A 17,532-nucleotide genomic window follows, 5' to 3' on the forward strand; every position below is an offset into this window, starting at 1 on the left:
CCGCACGGTCAGGATCGGGGCCACACCCGTCGGGAGTCATCGCGCCGCTCTCCAGAGCCCGTCGGCGGCGTCGTTCACCGAGCGTTCCGCGATGCTCGCGAGGTCGCGCGCTGCACGTGCCAGGGGCAGCCGGGTCAGCCGGCGTTCGGACACACCGGTACGTCCGGCGTAGACCGCTGCTGCAAGTTCGTCGACCGGGAGACCGATGGTCGCATTGACGCCGACCGAGTCGGCGAGGAAGGATTCGATCTCACCGAGGTCGAACGGCGCGGCCCCGACGACGGCGACGATCAACGCCGACGGTGTCGACGCGAAGGCCTCGAGTTGTTCCGAGAGTCGCTGGAGTCGCACCGCCGCGGCCCGCGACGACTGCGGCGACTGACGGTGGACGACCACGTTGACCGCGGCAGACCCGACGAACGGGTTCGCGGCAGGTGGCCGCTGGAGCCGACCGGTGTCGGCGATCGTGACCGGCGAACGCAACGACGCGAGTGTCGCGACCAACGACCGAGCGGATTCGCCAACGGCTTGCCCGGCTTCACCGGCACGGGCCGGGCCCGGAATCAGCCGAATGCCCGCATCGGCGAGTCGCGTGAAACGTTCGATGTCCGGCCACGCACCGTCGGTGACGCGGGTGACCACGGTCGACAGCGAAGGGGTGACCGGCATGTCGAACCATGCCGCCAGATCGCCACCCGACGGGTCGGCTTCGACCAGCACGACGTCATCGGACGTCGGCCACGCCGACGCGAGCGCGACCGTCGTGGTCGTGCAGACGTCGCCGGCGACCGCGACGATCGTCATCCGCCGTTCGCCCCTCGTTCGGTCGCCGGGTCGACGCCCGGCTCGATCAGCACCACTCGGACGTCGTCGGCGGCAGCGACACGCGGCGCGTCCGCCACGGCCACCTCGACCGACAGGGCGCCACCCTCGTCGCCGTCGGTCCCGCGCCGGACGACACGGCCCTCGGTCACGAACAGTTCGTCGGACCCGCCCTCGACGACGACCAGCAGCACCTGCGAGCGCGTGCTCAGACCGGACGGCAGCCGCGTGGCCCTGATCTCGACGGCCACCACACCTGCCCCGTCGGAGACCAGCGGTGTCGACTGCACGAGCTGGTCGAAGATCAGCGTGCCCGAAGGAAGGTAGACCCGTGCGTAGCGATTGACCACGAGCCCGATGTCGCCGGCAGCCACCGACGGGACGGTCGGGTCGAGGTCGACTTCGACGATGCGGAGGTCTTCGCTGGTGACGACCTCACCGGCGCGGACGTTGCGGACCAGCTGGAGCACCTCGGTCTGATCGTCCAGCGATGCGTACAGCAACACGTTGCCGCCGATCGCGATCGCGGCGAGGATCGCTCCGGCGGCGAGACGCGATCTGCGCCGCGACGCCGGCCGGAAACCGCGGGGCTCGGATCGATCGGCGGGCGCGACGGGCGGGTCGGCCGCACGTCGTTCACTCATCGCCATGGGAGTGATCCTTCCAAGGTCGGCAGGAGCAGCACGAGCGCAGCTCCGACCACGAGGCCGGGGGCGAACGGCAGCGAGGACCGGCGCCGCACGAGCGCCACCGCCGCGGTCAGTCCACTGGCCAGGCAGAGCGCGGCGACCGACATCCGCCAGTCGACGAGTCCGAGTGCGGCACCGAGCGAGACGGCGAGTTTCACGTCGCCGAAGCCGAGCGCACTCGGAGCCGCCAGGTGAACGGCCAGGAGCGGCAGCGCGAAGCCGATCGCGCCGAACACCACCCCGGGCACGGCGGTCGGGCCGTCGCCGCCGATCGCTGGGGCGGCGATCACGATGGCGGTCGGCACCAGCGACCAGAGCACGATCCGATCGGGGATCCGGTGCGTGCTCGAGTCGACGAGCGCGGCACCGGCCGCGATCAGCAGCACTGCGGTCACACCGAATTCGACCCACCAGGCTTCGGCCAGCGCCCACGGGATCGATGCTGCGAGCACCGGGATCACGGCGACGAACGCTGTCGGGGCGCGGTCGCCTCGGAGCGCCGTCGCCAAGGGCTGAGGTCGTCGAACGATCGCGAGTACTGACATGGGGTTCCGCCGGTGTGCGGTCATCGTAGACGCGCTTGCGAACCGTGTCGTCGGGCAGGCTCGTCACGCACATCGGAGTGAGGGGAACGACGCGGACCGGAGGGGAAACCGGTGAACGATCCGGGAACTCGCGCTCCCGCGTGTGTGGGGGTGCTGCGGATCGGGCACGATGGTGACATGAGCGATACGAACGTCCCCAGCACCGACGAGCTCAAGCTCCGCCTCACGCCTCAGCAGTTCCACGTCACCCAGGAAGCCGGCACCGAACGGCCCTTCACCGGCGAGTTCTGGGACACGAAGGATCCCGGCACCTACCACTGCATCGTGTGCGGGACCGAGCTGTTCGACTCCGACACCAAGTTCGACGCCCACTGCGGCTGGCCCAGCTTCTACGAGTCGCTCGGCACCGACAAGATCGAATACATCGAAGACCGCTCGCTCGGCATGACCCGCACCGAGGTGCGCTGCGCCAACTGCCACGCCCACCTCGGTCACGTGTTCCCCGACGGCCCGCCGCCGACCGGCAACCGCTACTGCATCAACTCGGCCAGCCTCGGCCTCGAACGCCGCCCCGCCTGACCCGGCTCCCTCGCGGAGCGGGTCGGATGCGAGACTCGTGGCCATGATCGTCGACTGGGCGGATGCCGAACTACGGCTGACCGAGCACGTGAGCGTGCTCGTCGGCACCGACAACGGCAAGTACCCGTCGGGCAACTCGCTGGTCGTGCGCGGCGACGGTGAGGCCGTCATCATCGACCCGTCGGTCGACGTGGTGGCGCGGGGCGGAGCACCCGTGAGCGTCGATGCCGTCATCAACTCGCACAGCCACGAAGACCACATGCCCGGCAACGGGTTCTTCACCGACGCGAAGGTGCACATCCACGACGACGACCTGCCCGGCGCCCGCAGCCTCGACGGCCTGATGGACGTCTACGGCCTCACCGGCACACCGCGCGACGAGTTCTCACGCGAGGTCATCGAGGAGTTCAACTACCGGCCACGTCCCGACGCCGAAGGTTTCGTCGACGGGCACGTCTGGGACCTCGGCCGCACCCAGGTCGAAGCGGTGCACCTCCCTGGGCACACCCGGGGCCACAGCGGCTTCCGGATCTCCGGCGGCGTGTTCTTCCTGAGCGACATCGACCTCACCGGGTTCGGCCCCTACTACGGCGACGTGTGGAGCGACCTCGAACAGTTCGAAGCGTCGCTCGACCAGGTCCGCGACGAAGAAGCCGATCACTACGTCACGTTCCACCACAAGGGCGTGATCGAGGGTCGGGAGCGGTTTGTCGAACTGCTCGACACGTTCCGCGCCGTGATCCCCCGCCGACACGCGGCCATGCTCGAGTTCCTCACCGAGCCACGGTCGCTCGACGACATGGTCGCGCACCGGTTCATCTACCGGCCGCACGTGCAGCACGTGTTCGCCGACAGCGTCGAACACCGCTGCGCCGTGATGCACGTGCAGCGCATGCTCGTGCGCGGCGAAGCGACCGAGATCGAACCCGGGCTGTTCCGCGCGACCTGAACGATTTCGCCGCCGCTCAGCGCCGCAGCGAGAAGTCCTCGATCATGGTCCACGCGTCGTGGCTCAGGTGGTGGGCGAGATCGTGCAGCGCGCGAGCGGTCGCCAGTTCCTCGCCGACTTTCGGGACGGTCGGGTCAGCGGGATTCCGCCGCGACCGACCGGTGCCCGCAAGGCTGCGATCCCCGGCATCGAGGTGCGCCGTCACGTAACAGTGATCGTCGTCCTCGACCAACTCGAGCCGCACGTCCCAGTGGTGCGTTGTGCTCGTCATGCCTCCACCGTGGACCGGCCGGTGACCGGCGGCCAGGGCAGAAGGTCACTCAGCCGACGACGTCGGCGACGGCCGCCTGGTACTCGGCGATGCGAGCGAGGTGACCGTCGACATCGGTCTCGCCGGCGTTGTGCGTGGCGACCGCGATGTGGGTCGCTCCGAGTTCCTTCCACCGCTGCGCATGGTTCTGCCACCGCTCGGGTGTCTCGCCGCTCCACTGGGCCTGCGGCCGGATCTCGAAGTCGTCCCACGACTTGCCCGTCGCCTCGCGGACCCGGCGCATCTCCGCGATGCGATCGACCGACTTCTCGTTCGGGATCCCGAGCGGGAGCCACCCGTCGCCCATCCGGGCGCAGCGATCGAGCACGGCCGGCGCCGATCCGCCGAACAGGATCGGGATCGGTTCGGTCGGCCGGGGCAGGATGCTCGCGTGTTCGAAGGAGTGGAACTCGCCTTCGAAGCTGAAGGCGTCCTCGGTCCAGAGGCGCCGCATCAGCTCGACCTGCTCCTCCTGCCGCTTGCCGCGATTCTCGAAGTTCTCGTTGAGCGCGTCGTACTCGACGGTGTTCCACCCCACACCGATCCCGAACTTCAGCCGGTTGCCCGACAGGATCGCCACCTCGGCCGCCTGCTTCGCGGCGAGCACGGTCTGGCGCTGCGGCAGGATCACGATCGCGGTGACGAGACCGACCCGTTCGGTGCACGCCGCGAGAAACCCGAACAGCACCATCGGCTCGTGGAACGCGGTGTCCGAGTCGTACGGCCCGACGAACCCACCGGGCCGGTTGCGGTCGACCCCGACCACGTGGTCGTAGATCATCAGGTGGGTGATGCCGAGTTCCTCCGCTCCCTGCGCAAACGCCTTGATCGCACCCGGGTCATTGCCGATCTCGTTGTGGGGGATGACCGCACCGATGTCCATCCCGCAGTCATATCAGCCCACCCGATCCCCCACCGACCCCGACAACCGCCGGCCGCCGTGTCGCGAACCTGAGCTTCCCGGGCCCAGGAACGCGACACGCCGCCGGACCACCCGGCACACCCCAGGGCCGTGTCGCGAATCTGCGCGCACCAGCCCCACCGCCGCGACGCGGCCTCGACCGGGGACGGGCATGGTCGGGGTCCGCGGGTGGTCGGTGAGTGGTCGGTGGGTGCACGGTGAGTCACGGCGGCGTCGGCGAGCCGCCGGGGTGGGTCACCAGGAGCCGGAGCTGCCGCCGCCACCACCGCCTCCGACGCCACCGCCGCCGCTGTACCCGCCGCCGCCACCACCGCTCGACGACGGTGCGGTCCGGGTGTCGCGCATCGACGACCCGCGGCTGTGCACGATGATCACCGGTCCGGCGACCGCCCGCGCCCGCTCGGGCACGTTGGCGTTCTCCAGCGCCTTCGACCAGGCCTCGGCCTCACCGAGCGCGACCGCCCAAGCGCTGTACTCACGAAGGATCCGCTGCGACCACGCCCACTCGACGTGTTTGCCCTCGCTCGCGTGCAGGAACCGTCGGAACGACTCGGCCCGCAGCGCCAGCGCCGAACCCTGCGCGCTCCGGGCAGGCAGCAGGGCTCGATAGACGAAGTACGCGACGACGGCCGGGAGCAGCAGACCGAGCGCGAGCGCCGGGAACAGCGACCGGAACGCCCCGAAGAACGCCGACGCCGCCGATCCCGACCAGATCAGCACGAAGATCACGATCATGATCAGCCCGAACGGCGACCTGCTGCCCTTCGGCCGCAACCCCGAACCGGGCGGCAGGTGCTTCCACCAGCCGCTCGACGCGATGCGTTCCTCCAGCGAGGTGCGGATCGCGCTCCACGCCGCCGCGAACTGCGGATCGTACGTGCCGGTCGTGTACGGATCGTCGATGTCGAGGATGCCGCTCAGCAACCTCGCGTCGTCCTCGTCGAGCGACTTGCGGTCGGAGCCGGACCTGATCGAGAGTTCGTCGCCCTCCTCCGAGATCTTGATCGCCTTCTTCGCGACGAGACCGGAGATCCAGGCCTCGACCGTGTCGTTGCCGACCTGCTCGTCCAGCAGCACCGATGCCTCCCAGGGCTCGATCCCCTTCGGGGGCACGAACTCGATCGTGGCGAGGTCGGCCATGTCGTCGTCGGCCACGAGCCGGACCGGCGGCGCGGGGGCGACCGTGCCGTCGAGTCGAGGCGCCGGCAGGTCGCCGTACGCGGCGTCGGCCGCTCCCCCGGCGAACACCTCGTTGCGACCACGGCGGCGAGCCCGGCGGTACACGGGCACCGCGCCGGCGGTGCCGAGGGCCGCCACCCCGAGCGCCAGCAGCCCGGTGTTCGGATCGTCCCGACGCTCCGGAATCGCTGGTGCCTCGACGTCGACCGGGTCGGTGCGCTCGACGATGGTCCCGCCGATCGACAGTCCGGCGTCCTGCTCGAGTGGTTCGATCACGGCGCGATACGTGCCGACGTCGTCGGTCGGCACCAGTTCGCAGCCGCCCGTCGCACCGGCGGACCCGATGTCGCAGAACGTGTCGTCGAGCACGAAGCCCGTCACGATCACCTCGAAACGACCGGTCTCGTCGTCGCCCGGGAAGGCGCCACCCTTCGGGGCGACGATGTCGAGGTCGAGACCGAGCAGATCGAACCGGGCGTCGGGCAACGTGTAGGAGAGCTCGTACCGATGCTGCCCCGTGAACGTCGTGTCGGGGTCGCCCACTCGGATGCGCGTCGACCCCACCAGATCAGCCATACCGACATCGCCGTTGGCGTCGGGAGAACTCGCCTCGACGTCGATCGGCGCGCCGAAATCGTTCGGGATGACCCGCTCGTAGCCACGCCGGTCCTCGTTCCCGAAGTCGATGTCGACGAACTCGGTGATCCGCAGCCCGTCGCCGACCGGCGCGACCACCACGGTCTTCGCATCGAACCGCTCGGGGAACGAGCCGCCGCCGATCACGCCCGTACCCGCCAGCAGCGTGGTGCCACCGATCGTCGCACCGACGATCGTGTGCCGGATCTTGGAGACTCCACCGATCATGCGCCCATTGTGGCCGGTCGGGCACGCCGTCATGGTGGGGTTCTCCCCACCCGCCACACGCCGGGACGCTCCATCGCCCCGATCGGGCCCGTGTCGCACGCTGGAGGCATGTCACTCGCGACCTCGACCTCCGTCCCCACCCTGCTGTTCGCCGCGTTCGCCGCCGTGGCACTCGCGGGGTGCGGCGTCAACGTCTCACTCGGCGGCGACGCCACGGTCCGGACCGACGAACAGACGCTCCCGGCCACGGGCATCGACACGCTCGACGTGACCACCGACAACGGAGCGGTCGAGGTCCGTGTCGGCGGGATCGACGAGATCACGATCGAGACGATCCGGCGTGAGGAACACGACGGCGACGCCGAATCGACCATCGAGGTCGACGGCGACCGTGTGGTGGTCACGGGCGACTGCGACAGCCGTTGGTGGGACACGTGCTCGGTCGGCTTCGTGATCACGGTGCCGTCGGAGACCGACGTCGACGTCACGACCTCCAATGGACGGGTCGTGGCATCGGGCGTCGACGGCGACGTCACGATCGAGACCGACAACGGAGCGATCGAGGCAACGGCGCTCGGCGGCGGTCACGTGGTCACATCGACCGACAACGGCCGGATCCGACTGACGTTCGACGACGCTCCGGGGTCGGTCAGCGCTCACACCGACAACGGTTCGATCTCGATCCGGCTCCCCGACGACGGCAACCGCTACTCGGTCGACGCCGACAACGACAACGGCACCGTCGACGTCGACGTCGACACCGACCGCGAGGCCGAACGTCACGTGGTGGCACGATCCGACAACGGGTCGATCGACATCGGTTACCGAACGACCTGACGCGCAGCGCCATCGGATGACCGCCATCGGATGAAGCGTCATGGGATGGCCGCCATGGGATGATCACGGCATGCTCGACCTGCGATCGATCGCGCGGATCGTGGCCCTGATCTCGGCGCTCGCCGGCGCGTCCGGCGGCCTGGTCGAGGCAGCACGGTCCGCGATCGACCGGCCGACCGTGACCGACGACTGGGCGGCACGCGGCGACGTCCGACCTGTCGGCGAGCCTGGACGACCGACGTCGACGCCGTACGGGGTTCCGGTCGCCGACGGTGCCGCCGCGGGTTGGGGCGACACCCATTCCACCTACCCGGCGACCGACATCTTCGTCGGCTGTGGCGCCGCCCTGGTCTCACCGGTCCGGGGCACGGTGCTCGAGGTCCGCCGAGTCGACTCCTACGATCCGGCCGTCGACAACCCGGCCACCCGCGGCGGGCGTTTCGTCGCGATCCTCGGGTGGGACGGTGTGCGGTACTACCTCGCCCACTTCGACACGATCGAACCCGACCTCGCGCCCGGCGACGTCGTCGAGATCGGTCAGACGCTCGGCACGATGGGCGACACCGGCCGGACGTCGGCCTGCCACCTCCACTTCTCGATCTCACCGCCGTGTCCCGGCAAGGAATGGTCGGTGCGACGAGGCGTCGTCTGGCCGTATCCGTATCTCGACGCGTGGCGACGGGGCGAACAGCTCAGCCCGGTGGCCGAGGTCGACGGATGGCTCGCGGCGAATCCGTCGGCCTGTGTCGACGCGATGGACGACCCGTTCGCCCCCGACGCCTGACACGCTCGGCGGTACGGGTCCGGCGTACGCTGGGGTGATGTCGGATCGCACCGCACCGCCGTCGCCCCTGTTGCGGATGATGGAGTCGCGAGCGGTGTTCGAACTCGGTGCGGTCGCGGCCGCCTCGCCGCTCCTCCGCCTGATCGGTCGCGGCGACCAGCACCCGGTGCTGATCCTGCCGGGGTTCCTGGCCGGCGACCCGTCGACGGCGCCGCTCCGGTCGGTGCTCCGCGGGCAGGGCTACTGGGTGCACGGGTGGCAGCTCGGCCGCAATCTCGGCCCCACCCAACACGTGATCGACGGGCTCGTCGACCGTCTGACGACGCTGTACGAACGCCACGAACGACCGGTCAGCCTGATCGGTTGGAGCCTCGGCGGCATCTATGCCCGTCGTCTGGCACGGCGGTTCCCCCACATGGTTCGTCAGGTGATCACGCTCGGCAGCCCGTTCCGCATCGACCCCGACGCCGACCGCAGCGCCGTCTCGTCGCTGTACGACCGGCTGAAGCCGACCCACGCGATCACGATCGACGAGGTCCTGCCCGGCATGGACGCCGGCGCGCTCGCGGTCCCCGCCACGGCGATCTACACCCGGACCGACGGCGTGGTGCGGTGGTGGCAGTGCCTCGAGTCGATCGGCCACGAGCGCGAGAACATCGAGGTCCGCGCCAGCCACACCGGGCTCGGTTTCCACCCGGCGGTCGTCTATGCGATCAGCGATCGACTCGCGCAGCCGATCGGGGAATGGAAGCCGTTCCGGGCGCCGCTGGGGTTCGGACACCAGTATCCGCACCCCGCCGACTGGATGCCCGGCGAGTCCCGCACCGTCGCCTGAGCAGGCGGCGTGGCACCCGGACGGGTGCCGCCAGTAGCGTCCCGGGCATGTCACGCCCGCCCGCCACGCAGTACTCGATCCACCTCCGCGTCTCGCTGAGCAACGTGCCGGGTGTACTCGGCAGCCTCGCGACCGCGATCGGCGAGGCCGGTGGCAACATCTACGCCGTCGACTCGTTCGTCGCCAAAGGCAGCCGGGTCGACCGCGACATCGTCGTCAACTGCACGAGCGTCGAACATCAGACGGTCATCGTCGAGGCGGTGCGCAACACGCCCGGCATCACCCTGCACGACTGGTGGGACCGCACGTTCCGCATGCACGAGGGCGGCAAGATCGAGGTGCTGCCGCTCTGCCCGGTCGGCGACCAGGAAGACCTGTCGATGGCGTACACGCCCGGCGTCGCCCGTGTCTGCAACGCGATCGCGGCCGACGAGTCGCAGGCCGACGAGTACACGATCCGCAAGAACACGGTGGCGATCGTGTCCGACGGCACGGCCGTGCTCGGGCTCGGCGACATCGGCCCGAAGGGCGCGATGCCGGTGATGGAGGGCAAGGCGCTGCTGTTCAAGGAGTTCGGCGGGGTCGACGCGTTCCCGATCTGCCTCGACGTGTCATCGCCCGAGGAGATCATCGAGACCGTCGTGCGACTGGCCCCGACGTTCGGCGGCATCAACCTCGAAGACATCGCCGCGCCCGGGGCGTTCCAGGTCGAGGAGGCACTGAAGGAACTGCTCGACATCCCCGTGTTCCACGACGACCAGCACGGCACGGCTGTGGTCACGCTCGCAGCACTCGAGAACGCACTCCGGATCACCGGCAAGCAGATGGCCGACCTGTCGATCGTGATCTCCGGCGTCGGCGCGGCCGGCGTGGCGATCGGCAAGATCCTGCTGGGCGCCGGAGCGACCGACATCGTCGGCGTCGACTCGAAGGGTGCCGTCTACGACGGGCGCGACGGGCTCAACCGGTGGAAGCAATGGTTCGCCGAGAACACCAACCCCGAGCGCAAGCAGGGCGCGCTCTCCGACGTCATGCACGGTGCCGATGTGTTCATCGGGGTCAGCGCCCCCGACATCCTCACCGTCGACGACGTGCGGAACATGGCCGACGATCCGATCGTGTTCGCGATGGCCAACCCCGATCCCGAGATCCGCCCCGAACTGGTCGACGGCATCGTCAGGGTGATGGGCACCGGTCGGAGCGACTACCCGAACCAGATCAACAACGTGCTGGCGTTCCCCGGCATCTTCCGTGGCGCGCTCGACGCCCGCGCGAAGGAGATCACCGAGAACATGAAGCTCGCGGCGGCCACCGCGATCGCGGAGTCGGTCACCGACGCCGAGTTGTCCGAGACGTTCATCATGCCGCCCGTGTTCGACAAGACGGTCTCGCAACGGGTCGCCGCCGCCGTCGCCGCAGCCGCCGTCGCCGACGGCGTCTGCCGCCCCTGATCCCCGCCGCGACCTCCGCCGGCGCGAGAATCGCCGACATGGCGATCCAACGGATGGACAACGTGCTGATCGTGGTCGAGGATCTCGACACGGTCATCGATTTCTTCGTCGAGCTCGGGATGGAGCTGGAGGGCCGCGGTCCGGTCGAAGGGCGGTGGGTCGAACGCGTCATCGGCGTCGACGACGTCCGACAGGAGGTCGCGATGCTGCGAACCCCCGACGGCCGCGGCCGCATCGAGTTGGCGATGTTCCACACTCCGGCCGCGACCCGCAGCGAGCCGATCGACGCGCCGGCCAACACGCTGGGCATCCGCCGCGTGATGTTCGCCGTCGACGACATCGACGACGTCGTGGCGCGACTGCGCGACCACGGCGCGAGTCTCGTCGGCGGACTGGAGCGGTACGAGGACCTCTACCGGCTCTGCTACGTCCGCGGTCCCGAAGGCATCGTCGTCGGTCTCGCCCAACAACTCACCTGACCGGGCCGACGGCATCGGCCGTCGGCAGTGCCGGACCTGGATCTCAGGTCAGACGGGGAGGCCGCCGCCGGCGACGATCGCCTGGCTGAACGGTCGGCACAGTTCGCGCAGACGTGCGCACCCGTCGTCGCCGATCGTCTCGTACGGCACCAGTGCGAGTTCGTCGGTGCGGTCTTCGACCCACTGACGTCGCTCGGCCCCCAGTTCGCTGAGGGTGCCGTCGGGATCGAGCAGCCCGCGGTCGATCAGGCGGTCGCTCGCTGCCGTCCACGCGTCGTCGTCCCAGCTCCTGGTGCGCTGCAGCACGCCGGCGGCGATCGCTCCGGTGCCACCGTGCATCAGCAGTGCCTCGATGCCCGACACACCATCGGCGACGAGCGCGGCGATGTGGCCGTCGCCGCGGAACTCGCGCAGCAGCGTCTGTGCGTGCCAGAGCACCAGGTGTGGAGCGGTCGGCCACGGCAACGCTGCGTGCCCGGCGAAGAGCGGGCGTCCGTGCAGGTGGTCGGTCGCCGAGAGCGCGGCCGTGCGCGCGAGTTCGGCGGCCTCGGCGATCTCCTCCCCGTCGACCACGTCGTCGCCGAGCAGGCGCCGCAAGGACGCATCGGCCACCATGAACCGGGCGTCGATCATCTCCTCGGCGCGGACCGTCTGCCACACGCCGTTCATTGCCTCGCGGACCGTGACCGGGTTGAAGTTGAAGAACGTCGCGATGACGACGTCGGCCGATGCCTCGCCGAGCGCGGCCGACCTCGACGCGAAGTAGCCGGACCGCACGTCGAGCAGCCCGACATTGCGGTAGTGCTCGGGGCCCTCGGGAACGAAGTAGATCATTCCGTGGATGGGTTCGAGCGTGCGCCACGTCTTCCGGGCGATGACGGGATCCATCGCGAGACCGTACCGGTCGTCGGTCGTGAGCGGCGGGTCGGTCGACGGCGCCGGCGTCAGCCGGCGACAGCGGTCCGGCGTGACGCCAGGAGTTCCTTGGCCTCGGCGGAGAGCGGTTGACGGAACAGACCGTCGGGCACCGGGGCATCGGCGCGGATCAGCGACACGTGCCATGACGGCGAGGAGCCGAGCGCCCATCGAAGCGAGTTGGTCGCGGCGCGGCCGATCTCCCGGGAGCGCCACCGCGGACGGAGGCCGGTGATGTCGAGGATCCGTTCAGGAAGTGTCGCCACCGCCGCGTTGAACAGCGGCGCGTAGCCGATCTTGACCGGGATCGACAGCGGCGGATCCCGGAGGAACTCCATCGCGCTGCGGAGGTCGTCGGTGGCGGCGAGCGCCGGGTGATCGCAAACCCACGCGGTGAGCCCGGCGGCGGTGGTCGGCATGGGGTCGGCGCCGAGCAACGCACCGATCCGGGTCTGTTCGGCGACGAACCGGTCGGCCTCGTCGGGCGTGAGCGGTGTGGGCCCGTACGCCTGGTACGCCGCGAGGAACGACTCGGTGAGCACGTTGTGCACCCAGGCCGCCATCTCGGGATGACCGGCGCTGTACGGCCGATCGCGTTCGCTGCGGCCGTGGACCGGTCGGTGGGCGTGGCGGACCATCTCGACCGCACGCTCCACCTCGGGCATCGCGCCGTACGTCGTCTCGGTGACGTAGAACGATGTGCGCGTGAGGCGGCCGAGCGGGTCGTCCCGGTATCGGGAGTGCTGCTCGACCCCGGCCACCACCTCGGGGTGTGCGGTCTGCACGACGAGGGCGCGGATCCCTCCCACGAAGGCAGCCGCGTCGCCGATCACCTTCCACGACACCGAGTCGGGCCCGAGCAGACCGGGATCGGGCGCGTGGTCGAGCGTGTGCTCGAGGGGCCGAGGACCGTGCGAGAACAGCGCGGTGGTCGCCTCGACGACGCGGTTCTTGACGCCACCGACCATCGACCTCACGCCGGACGACGCCTCACCGAGGAGCTCCATGTCAGCCCCGCCGCGCCACGGCCACGTCGCGAGCCAGTTCGACCAGGTCGTCGAGCCGGCGTCCCGGTGCACCGACCAGGGTCTCCGTACCCGAGGTGCGGATCATCTCACCGGCGCTCGTCGCGGCGTCGGTCAGGGTCGCGTTGGTGACGGTCACCACAGCGAGGTCGGCGGCGCTCTCGCTGCACGCGGCGACGAACTCGGTGACCGGGACGTCGGCGCCGAGGTGGTGGACATGCCATTGATCGGACCGCAGGACGGCGGCCGCCATCGTCGTGGGCAACCCGTGGTGATCGCCGGTGACGGCGCCCACGACGGCGACACCTCGGCGGCGTCCGCGTGGGTTGGGCACGATGTCGCCGAGCATCCGTTCGACGATCGCCGAGCTGCGGTGCTCCACCCAGATCGACAGCTCGCCGCGATGCCAGGCCTCGCCGATCGCCTGCAGTGGCGGAACGATCACGTGCTGGATGAGGTCGATCACCGGCGTGCCGTCGTCGGCCAGTCGACGGACCAGCATCCGCGCCATCGCCTCGTCGCCGTCGACCAGCAGCTGCTCGAGCCGGGCGGCGCTGCGGTCGAGCCGGGCACTGCTCGGGGTCGTGACCGGCTGGGGCGTCGAACGATCGCGGTCGAGATCGGCGAGGTCGGACCGTTCGACGACGTACTTGCCGTTCACACGGCGTGCCGGCAGGCGCCCGGACCGCACCCACCGGTAGGCGGTCTGATAGTGGACGCCGAGCTCGTCGGCCGCCGATCGAAGGTCGAGCGACACCGCCGTCGGAGCCGCATCATCGAGTGCCATGGCGGTGAGTGTAGAGCGATCAGAGCGAAATCATGCTGAGTCGAGCTAAATTCGACTGAACGATGTTAAAGTACCGCCACCCCCCACCGCGGTGTGGCGCTTCGGCACCTCCTTCCTCCTCCTGCTGTACCGCCGGAGTGCCACACCGCACGATCGAAAGCCTCCCGCATGATCTCCGTCCCGACCGAGCGAGGCAGCCGTCTCTCGCTCCCCGTCTCCCCGATCCGAGCACGCGATCTCGCCCCGATCGAACACGCCGTGGCCGACGGCGATCGGCTCGCCGTGCTCCACCGCTCGGCCGAGATCACCGAGGCGGCGCGCCACACCCTGGGCGACCGCGAACTCTTCGCACGGCTCGACGCACTCATCGACGGCGGCGGTGCCGGCGCGTTCGCCGCCATCGAGATCCTCGGAGCGCTGATCGGCGACACGGCCGCTGCTCGACTCGCCGAACTGCTCACCACCGAACGGCGCGTGCTGCGCCGTCACGCGAGCTGGCAGCTCGGCGAGCGGGAACCGGTCGCTGCGGCCGTCCCGGCGCTGCTCCACGAACTCCGTCGCGGTGGCATCGACACGTTCCACGCCCACCGGACGCTGCGCCACTGGTCCCGAACCGACGCGGCGTCGATCCTCCGGGCCCTCACGACCACGCTCGCGGTCACCGACGAGCCGGCGGAACGTTCGCGCCTGGTCGACCTCCTGGGAGCGATCGACGACCGCGGCACCGACGAGTTCCTCGTCGATCTCGCCGTCGACCCCTACGAACCCGACGCCGCACGGATCGCCGCGGTCGGAGCGCTCGGCGAACGACCGAGCGCTCTGGTCGACGACGCCCTCACCGCGCTCGTCCATGCAGACGATGCGATCGCCGCGCATGCGGCGTTCTCGCTCGAACGTGGCGGCCACACCCGAGCGAGCGGTGCCGGTCTCCACGTCGCCCAACTCGTCCTCGCCGAGGGACTCGACGGGCAGCTGAGCCGCGGCGGTCAGGGCGAAACCGGTGGCGTGGCCAGCCTGCTCGTCTCACTCGGCGACGCACTCGGGAGCCACCCGGCGATCGGGCACGTGACGACGATCGGTCGGGGCACGGTCACCGACGCCCTGATCGGCCCACTCGTCGACGACGACGGCCCTTGGTCGTACGGCACGATCCCGCTCGGTGACGTCACCCGCCCGGTGTCGAACGCCGGCGACGCCTGGGAGCACATCCCCGCCGTCGAACGCGGCGTGCGGCGGGCGCTGCACACCGCCGGGCGTGTCGACGTGCTGCACCTCCGCATGGCCGACGTCGGCACCCTCGTCGGCGCCGAGGTGGCCGCCGCGGCCGGCATCCCGACGTGTTTCAGCCTCGCGCCCGACCCGCACAACGTCATCCAGTCACTGCAACGACGCGGCGAACTCGACGGCGACCGGTTCGAGCAACTGGATCTCGACCAGAACACGTGGTTCCGCGCCCGCCTCGTCGAGCGCTTGGGACGGCACGCCGACCGGGTCGCCCTGTTCCCGCGGGCCACCTCGTTCCCGTTCCTCGACTCGATCGTCGCCGACGACGCCCGCGCCGGCGGCCGTACGGCCGTGGTCGCCGAGGGCATCGACCTCGCCTCGCTCCGACGCGCCGAGTGCGAGGCCGACACCGGAACCCCTGACGTGATCCGCGAGCTGCACGACCGCCTGGCCGAGGACCGCCGCGGTCGCCCCGTGCTGATCAGCGTCGGGCGGCTGCACCCGGTGAAGGGCATGGAGCGCGTCGTCGAGGCGTGGGCGAGCAACCCACGGCTCCGTGAGCGGTGCAACCTCGTCATCGTCGGCGGCGACCTCGGTCACCCGTCGACGGCCGAGCGCGCCGTACTCGACCAGATCGAGACCACCCTCGATCGACACCCGACGGCGCGCGACGGCCTCGTCCTGCTCGGCGGACGACCGCACGCCGACATCGCCCGGCTGCTCGTCAGCGTTCGGCGCGGACGAGCCGGCGCCTGGGCACCCGGTGGCGTCTACGTCGACGGTGCGATGAAGGAGGAGTTCGGTCTCGCCGTGCTCGAGGCGATGGCGGCCGGCCTGGTCGTCGTGGCGCCGAGCACCGGCGGACCCTCGACCTATGTCGAGCCCGGCGACACCGGCGTGCTGGTCGAACCCGGCGACCCGCTCGACCGTGCGATCGTGTCCGCGTTCGGGCTCGTCGACCTGCCGGGTCGCTCAGATCGGGCGCGCCGCATGGTGGAGACCCGGTACTCGATCGGGACGATGGCGTCCCAGCTCGTCGACCTGTACAGCGCCGACACGGCCTGACGCCATGAGCCTGCTGATCCTCAGCCCGGACTTCGCATCGCACTACCGGCCGCTCGCCGTGCTCGGCCGAGCCGCCGCCGATGACGGCTCGCGGGTCGTCGTGGCCACCGGCCCACAGCTTCGGGACTCCGTCGAAGCCGACGGGTTCGAATGGCGACTGCTCCGCCTGGGCGCATCGGGCAACACCGGCATCGTGGAGCGATCACCGGCGATCGACCGATTCCTCGACGCGACCCGTCGGGGCCCGTTGCCGACGCTCCGTCTCCAAGCGGCCGACCGGCTCGACGACCTGCTCTGGGAACCCGAGCGGGTGATCCGCGACGTCGCCGACCTCGTCGACGAGATCGATCCCGAGCGGATCGCCGTCGACCACATCTCGTTCGGGGCCACCCTCGCCGCGTCGGCGACCGGACGCCGGTACGTGACCGTGGTGCCGGGACATCCGACGCAGCTCCCGGTCGCCGAGGAGCGCTACGGCGTACCGCCGCACTGGCCGCTGGCGATGCCGGCCGACAGCCGAGCGCTGCGTGATCTCGAGCATCTGGCCGACACCGTGACCGACCGCTTCACCGATCGGTGGAACCGGGCGCTGGCGTCGGTCGCCCCCGGGCTCCCGGCGGTCGACGATGCGTTCCGCGTGCACGGCGACACCGTCGTGTACAACAGCGTCGCATCGCTCCAGCATCCCGAACGTGCACCGTGGCTGCCGCGACAGCACCACTTCGTCGGGCCGCTCATCCGTGACGAACTCCTGCCCCCGGAGCTGACCCGGTGGACCGTCGGCGCCGAGGGGCGGCGGGTCGTCGTGGCCCTCGGCACGTTCCTCTCGCATCGTGGCGACGTCCTCGCCGAGATCGCCGCCGGCCTCCGCGAGATCGGTGCCCGCGCCGCGATCGCGACCGGCCCGACGCCGATCGAGGCACTCGGCGACGTGCCCGACGACTGGGTGGTCGCCGCGACCCTGCCGCAGGTCGCACTCCTCGCCCACGCCGACCTGGCGATCCACCACGGCGGCAACAACTCCGTCCAGGAGTCACTGGCGGCGGGCGCCCGACAGATGATCGTGCCGTTCTCGACCGATCAGTTCTCGAACGCCGCCGACCTGGAACGTGCGGGCGCCGCCGCGGTGTCGGCGCCGAACACGACCCGTGGCGCCGACTTCGCAGCCGCCGCGGCCGACCTGCTGTCGACCGACCGTCCCGAACCGACGCCGCGGCCGACGACCGCCCGGCTGGTCGAGGCGCTCGGCGCCGGCGTCGCCGCCTGAGCCA

General features: G+C 70.4%; 18 protein-coding genes. 9 read left to right on the forward strand and 9 right to left on the reverse strand.

Annotated features, from left to right (window positions below):
* Positions 1-36: 36 nt before the first annotated feature.
* The 3 genes from R8G01_12975 to R8G01_12985 are packed head-to-tail and all read right to left on the reverse strand — an operon-like array spanning position 37 to position 1,972.
* Complete coding sequence (locus R8G01_12975; GenBank protein MDW3214908.1) at positions 37-804, reverse strand: hypothetical protein; 768 nt, start codon at positions 802-804, stop codon at positions 37-39.
* Positions 801-1,472, reverse strand: a complete 672-nt coding sequence (locus tag R8G01_12980) for an SAF domain-containing protein (GenBank protein MDW3214909.1) — start codon at positions 1,470-1,472, stop codon at positions 801-803. The genes R8G01_12975 and R8G01_12980 overlap by 4 nt, the downstream gene beginning before the upstream one ends.
* The gene (locus R8G01_12985; protein MDW3214910.1) at positions 1,463-1,972 is read right to left on the reverse strand and encodes a prepilin peptidase; all 510 of its coding nucleotides are present in this window, start codon (positions 1,970-1,972) and stop codon (positions 1,463-1,465) included. Before R8G01_12985 ends, R8G01_12980 begins: the two co-directional genes overlap by 10 nt.
* 261 nt (positions 1,973-2,233) lie before the next feature.
* Here R8G01_12985 and msrB point away from each other — a divergent pair, with 261 nt between their 5' ends.
* Positions 2,234-2,635 carry a peptide-methionine (R)-S-oxide reductase MsrB gene (gene msrB, locus R8G01_12990; GenBank protein MDW3214911.1) on the forward strand — a complete coding sequence of 134 codons (402 nt, stop codon included), beginning with the start codon at positions 2,234-2,236 and terminating at the stop codon, positions 2,633-2,635.
* A gap of 43 nt (positions 2,636-2,678) precedes the next feature.
* Complete coding sequence (locus R8G01_12995; protein ID MDW3214912.1) at positions 2,679-3,584, forward strand: MBL fold metallo-hydrolase; 906 nt, start codon at positions 2,679-2,681, stop codon at positions 3,582-3,584.
* Positions 3,585-3,600: 16 nt separating this feature from the next.
* On the opposite strand, the gene R8G01_13000 is transcribed toward R8G01_12995, so the two are convergent.
* The 3 genes from R8G01_13000 to R8G01_13010 all read right to left on the reverse strand — a co-directional run bounded on the left by R8G01_13000 (position 3,601) and on the right by R8G01_13010 (position 6,859).
* Positions 3,601-3,855: a dsRBD fold-containing protein gene (locus R8G01_13000; GenBank protein ID MDW3214913.1), complete on the reverse strand. Its 255-nt coding sequence runs from the start codon at positions 3,853-3,855 to the stop codon at positions 3,601-3,603.
* 49 nt (positions 3,856-3,904) lie between these two features.
* Entirely contained in the window at positions 3,905-4,777 is an 873-nt protein-coding gene (locus tag R8G01_13005) for an LLM class F420-dependent oxidoreductase (GenBank protein MDW3214914.1), read from the reverse strand.
* Positions 4,778-5,050: 273 nt separating this feature from the next.
* Complete coding sequence (locus tag R8G01_13010) at positions 5,051-6,859, reverse strand: DUF2207 domain-containing protein (protein MDW3214915.1); 1,809 nt, start codon at positions 6,857-6,859, stop codon at positions 5,051-5,053.
* Between the two features lie 108 nt (positions 6,860-6,967).
* Here R8G01_13010 and R8G01_13015 point away from each other — a divergent pair, with 108 nt between their 5' ends.
* The 5 genes from R8G01_13015 to R8G01_13035 all read left to right on the forward strand — a co-directional run bounded on the left by R8G01_13015 (position 6,968) and on the right by R8G01_13035 (position 11,245).
* Positions 6,968-7,696 carry a DUF4097 family beta strand repeat-containing protein gene (locus tag R8G01_13015; GenBank protein ID MDW3214916.1) on the forward strand — a complete coding sequence of 243 codons (729 nt, stop codon included), beginning with the start codon at positions 6,968-6,970 and terminating at the stop codon, positions 7,694-7,696.
* Between the two features lie 70 nt (positions 7,697-7,766).
* Positions 7,767-8,480, forward strand: a complete 714-nt coding sequence (locus tag R8G01_13020; protein MDW3214917.1) for a M23 family metallopeptidase — start codon at positions 7,767-7,769, stop codon at positions 8,478-8,480.
* 37 nt (positions 8,481-8,517) lie between these two features.
* Positions 8,518-9,315, forward strand: a complete 798-nt coding sequence (locus R8G01_13025) for an alpha/beta hydrolase (protein ID MDW3214918.1) — start codon at positions 8,518-8,520, stop codon at positions 9,313-9,315.
* A 47-nt stretch (positions 9,316-9,362) separates the two neighbouring features.
* Positions 9,363-10,766: an NAD-dependent malic enzyme gene (locus R8G01_13030; protein MDW3214919.1), complete on the forward strand. Its 1,404-nt coding sequence runs from the start codon at positions 9,363-9,365 to the stop codon at positions 10,764-10,766.
* Positions 10,767-10,804: 38 nt separating this feature from the next.
* Positions 10,805-11,245 (forward strand): VOC family protein, encoded by a 441-nt coding sequence (locus R8G01_13035; GenBank protein ID MDW3214920.1) that lies wholly within the window; start codon positions 10,805-10,807, stop codon positions 11,243-11,245.
* A gap of 48 nt (positions 11,246-11,293) precedes the next feature.
* On the opposite strand, the gene R8G01_13040 is transcribed toward R8G01_13035, so the two are convergent.
* Genes R8G01_13040 through R8G01_13050 form a run of 3 tightly spaced genes read right to left on the reverse strand, consistent with a single transcriptional unit; the run spans position 11,294 to position 13,972 of the window.
* Complete coding sequence (locus R8G01_13040; protein MDW3214921.1) at positions 11,294-12,133, reverse strand: hypothetical protein; 840 nt, start codon at positions 12,131-12,133, stop codon at positions 11,294-11,296.
* 56 nt (positions 12,134-12,189) lie between these two features.
* Entirely contained in the window at positions 12,190-13,167 is a 978-nt protein-coding gene (locus tag R8G01_13045) for an oxygenase MpaB family protein (protein ID MDW3214922.1), read from the reverse strand.
* Between the two features lies 1 nt (position 13,168).
* The gene (locus R8G01_13050) at positions 13,169-13,972 is read right to left on the reverse strand and encodes a helix-turn-helix domain-containing protein (protein ID MDW3214923.1); all 804 of its coding nucleotides are present in this window, start codon (positions 13,970-13,972) and stop codon (positions 13,169-13,171) included.
* 168 nt (positions 13,973-14,140) lie between these two features.
* Here R8G01_13050 and R8G01_13055 point away from each other — a divergent pair, with 168 nt between their 5' ends.
* Positions 14,141-16,261: a glycosyltransferase gene (locus R8G01_13055; protein ID MDW3214924.1), complete on the forward strand. Its 2,121-nt coding sequence runs from the start codon at positions 14,141-14,143 to the stop codon at positions 16,259-16,261.
* A gap of 4 nt (positions 16,262-16,265) precedes the next feature.
* Positions 16,266-17,528 (forward strand): glycosyltransferase, encoded by a 1,263-nt coding sequence (locus R8G01_13060; GenBank protein ID MDW3214925.1) that lies wholly within the window; start codon positions 16,266-16,268, stop codon positions 17,526-17,528.
* The last annotated feature ends 4 nt before the right edge of the window (positions 17,529-17,532 follow it).

It is taken from the genome of Ilumatobacteraceae bacterium (assembly GCA_033344875.1).
Lineage (GTDB): Bacteria > Actinomycetota > Acidimicrobiia > Acidimicrobiales > Ilumatobacteraceae > Ilumatobacter.

Bases quoted from the DNA above. Each gene is read 5' to 3' on its own strand.
- R8G01_13025 (MDW3214918.1), top strand. From the start codon at position 8,518: ATGTCGGATCGCACCGCACCGCCGTCGCCCCTGTTGCGGATGATGGAG.
- R8G01_13010 (MDW3214915.1), bottom strand. From the start codon at position 6,859: ATGATCGGTGGAGTCTCCAAGATCCGGCACACGATCGTCGGTGCGACG.
- R8G01_12980 (MDW3214909.1), bottom strand. From the start codon at position 1,472: ATGGCGATGAGTGAACGACGTGCGGCCGACCCGCCCGTCGCGCCCGCC.
- msrB (MDW3214911.1), top strand. From the start codon at position 2,234: ATGAGCGATACGAACGTCCCCAGCACCGACGAGCTCAAGCTCCGCCTC.
- R8G01_12995 (MDW3214912.1), top strand. From the start codon at position 2,679: ATGATCGTCGACTGGGCGGATGCCGAACTACGGCTGACCGAGCACGTG.
- R8G01_13005 (MDW3214914.1), bottom strand. From the start codon at position 4,777: ATGGACATCGGTGCGGTCATCCCCCACAACGAGATCGGCAATGACCCG.
- R8G01_13050 (MDW3214923.1), bottom strand. From the start codon at position 13,972: ATGGCACTCGATGATGCGGCTCCGACGGCGGTGTCGCTCGACCTTCGA.
- R8G01_13040 (MDW3214921.1), bottom strand. From the start codon at position 12,133: ATGGATCCCGTCATCGCCCGGAAGACGTGGCGCACGCTCGAACCCATC.
- R8G01_13000 (MDW3214913.1), bottom strand. From the start codon at position 3,855: ATGACGAGCACAACGCACCACTGGGACGTGCGGCTCGAGTTGGTCGAG.
- R8G01_13030 (MDW3214919.1), top strand. From the start codon at position 9,363: ATGTCACGCCCGCCCGCCACGCAGTACTCGATCCACCTCCGCGTCTCG.
- R8G01_12975 (MDW3214908.1), bottom strand. From the start codon at position 804: ATGACGATCGTCGCGGTCGCCGGCGACGTCTGCACGACCACGACGGTC.
- R8G01_13020 (MDW3214917.1), top strand. From the start codon at position 7,767: ATGCTCGACCTGCGATCGATCGCGCGGATCGTGGCCCTGATCTCGGCG.
- R8G01_13045 (MDW3214922.1), bottom strand. From the start codon at position 13,167: ATGGAGCTCCTCGGTGAGGCGTCGTCCGGCGTGAGGTCGATGGTCGGT.
- R8G01_13015 (MDW3214916.1), top strand. From the start codon at position 6,968: ATGTCACTCGCGACCTCGACCTCCGTCCCCACCCTGCTGTTCGCCGCG.
- R8G01_13035 (MDW3214920.1), top strand. From the start codon at position 10,805: ATGGCGATCCAACGGATGGACAACGTGCTGATCGTGGTCGAGGATCTC.
- R8G01_13060 (MDW3214925.1), top strand. From the start codon at position 16,266: ATGAGCCTGCTGATCCTCAGCCCGGACTTCGCATCGCACTACCGGCCG.
- R8G01_13055 (MDW3214924.1), top strand. From the start codon at position 14,141: ATGATCTCCGTCCCGACCGAGCGAGGCAGCCGTCTCTCGCTCCCCGTC.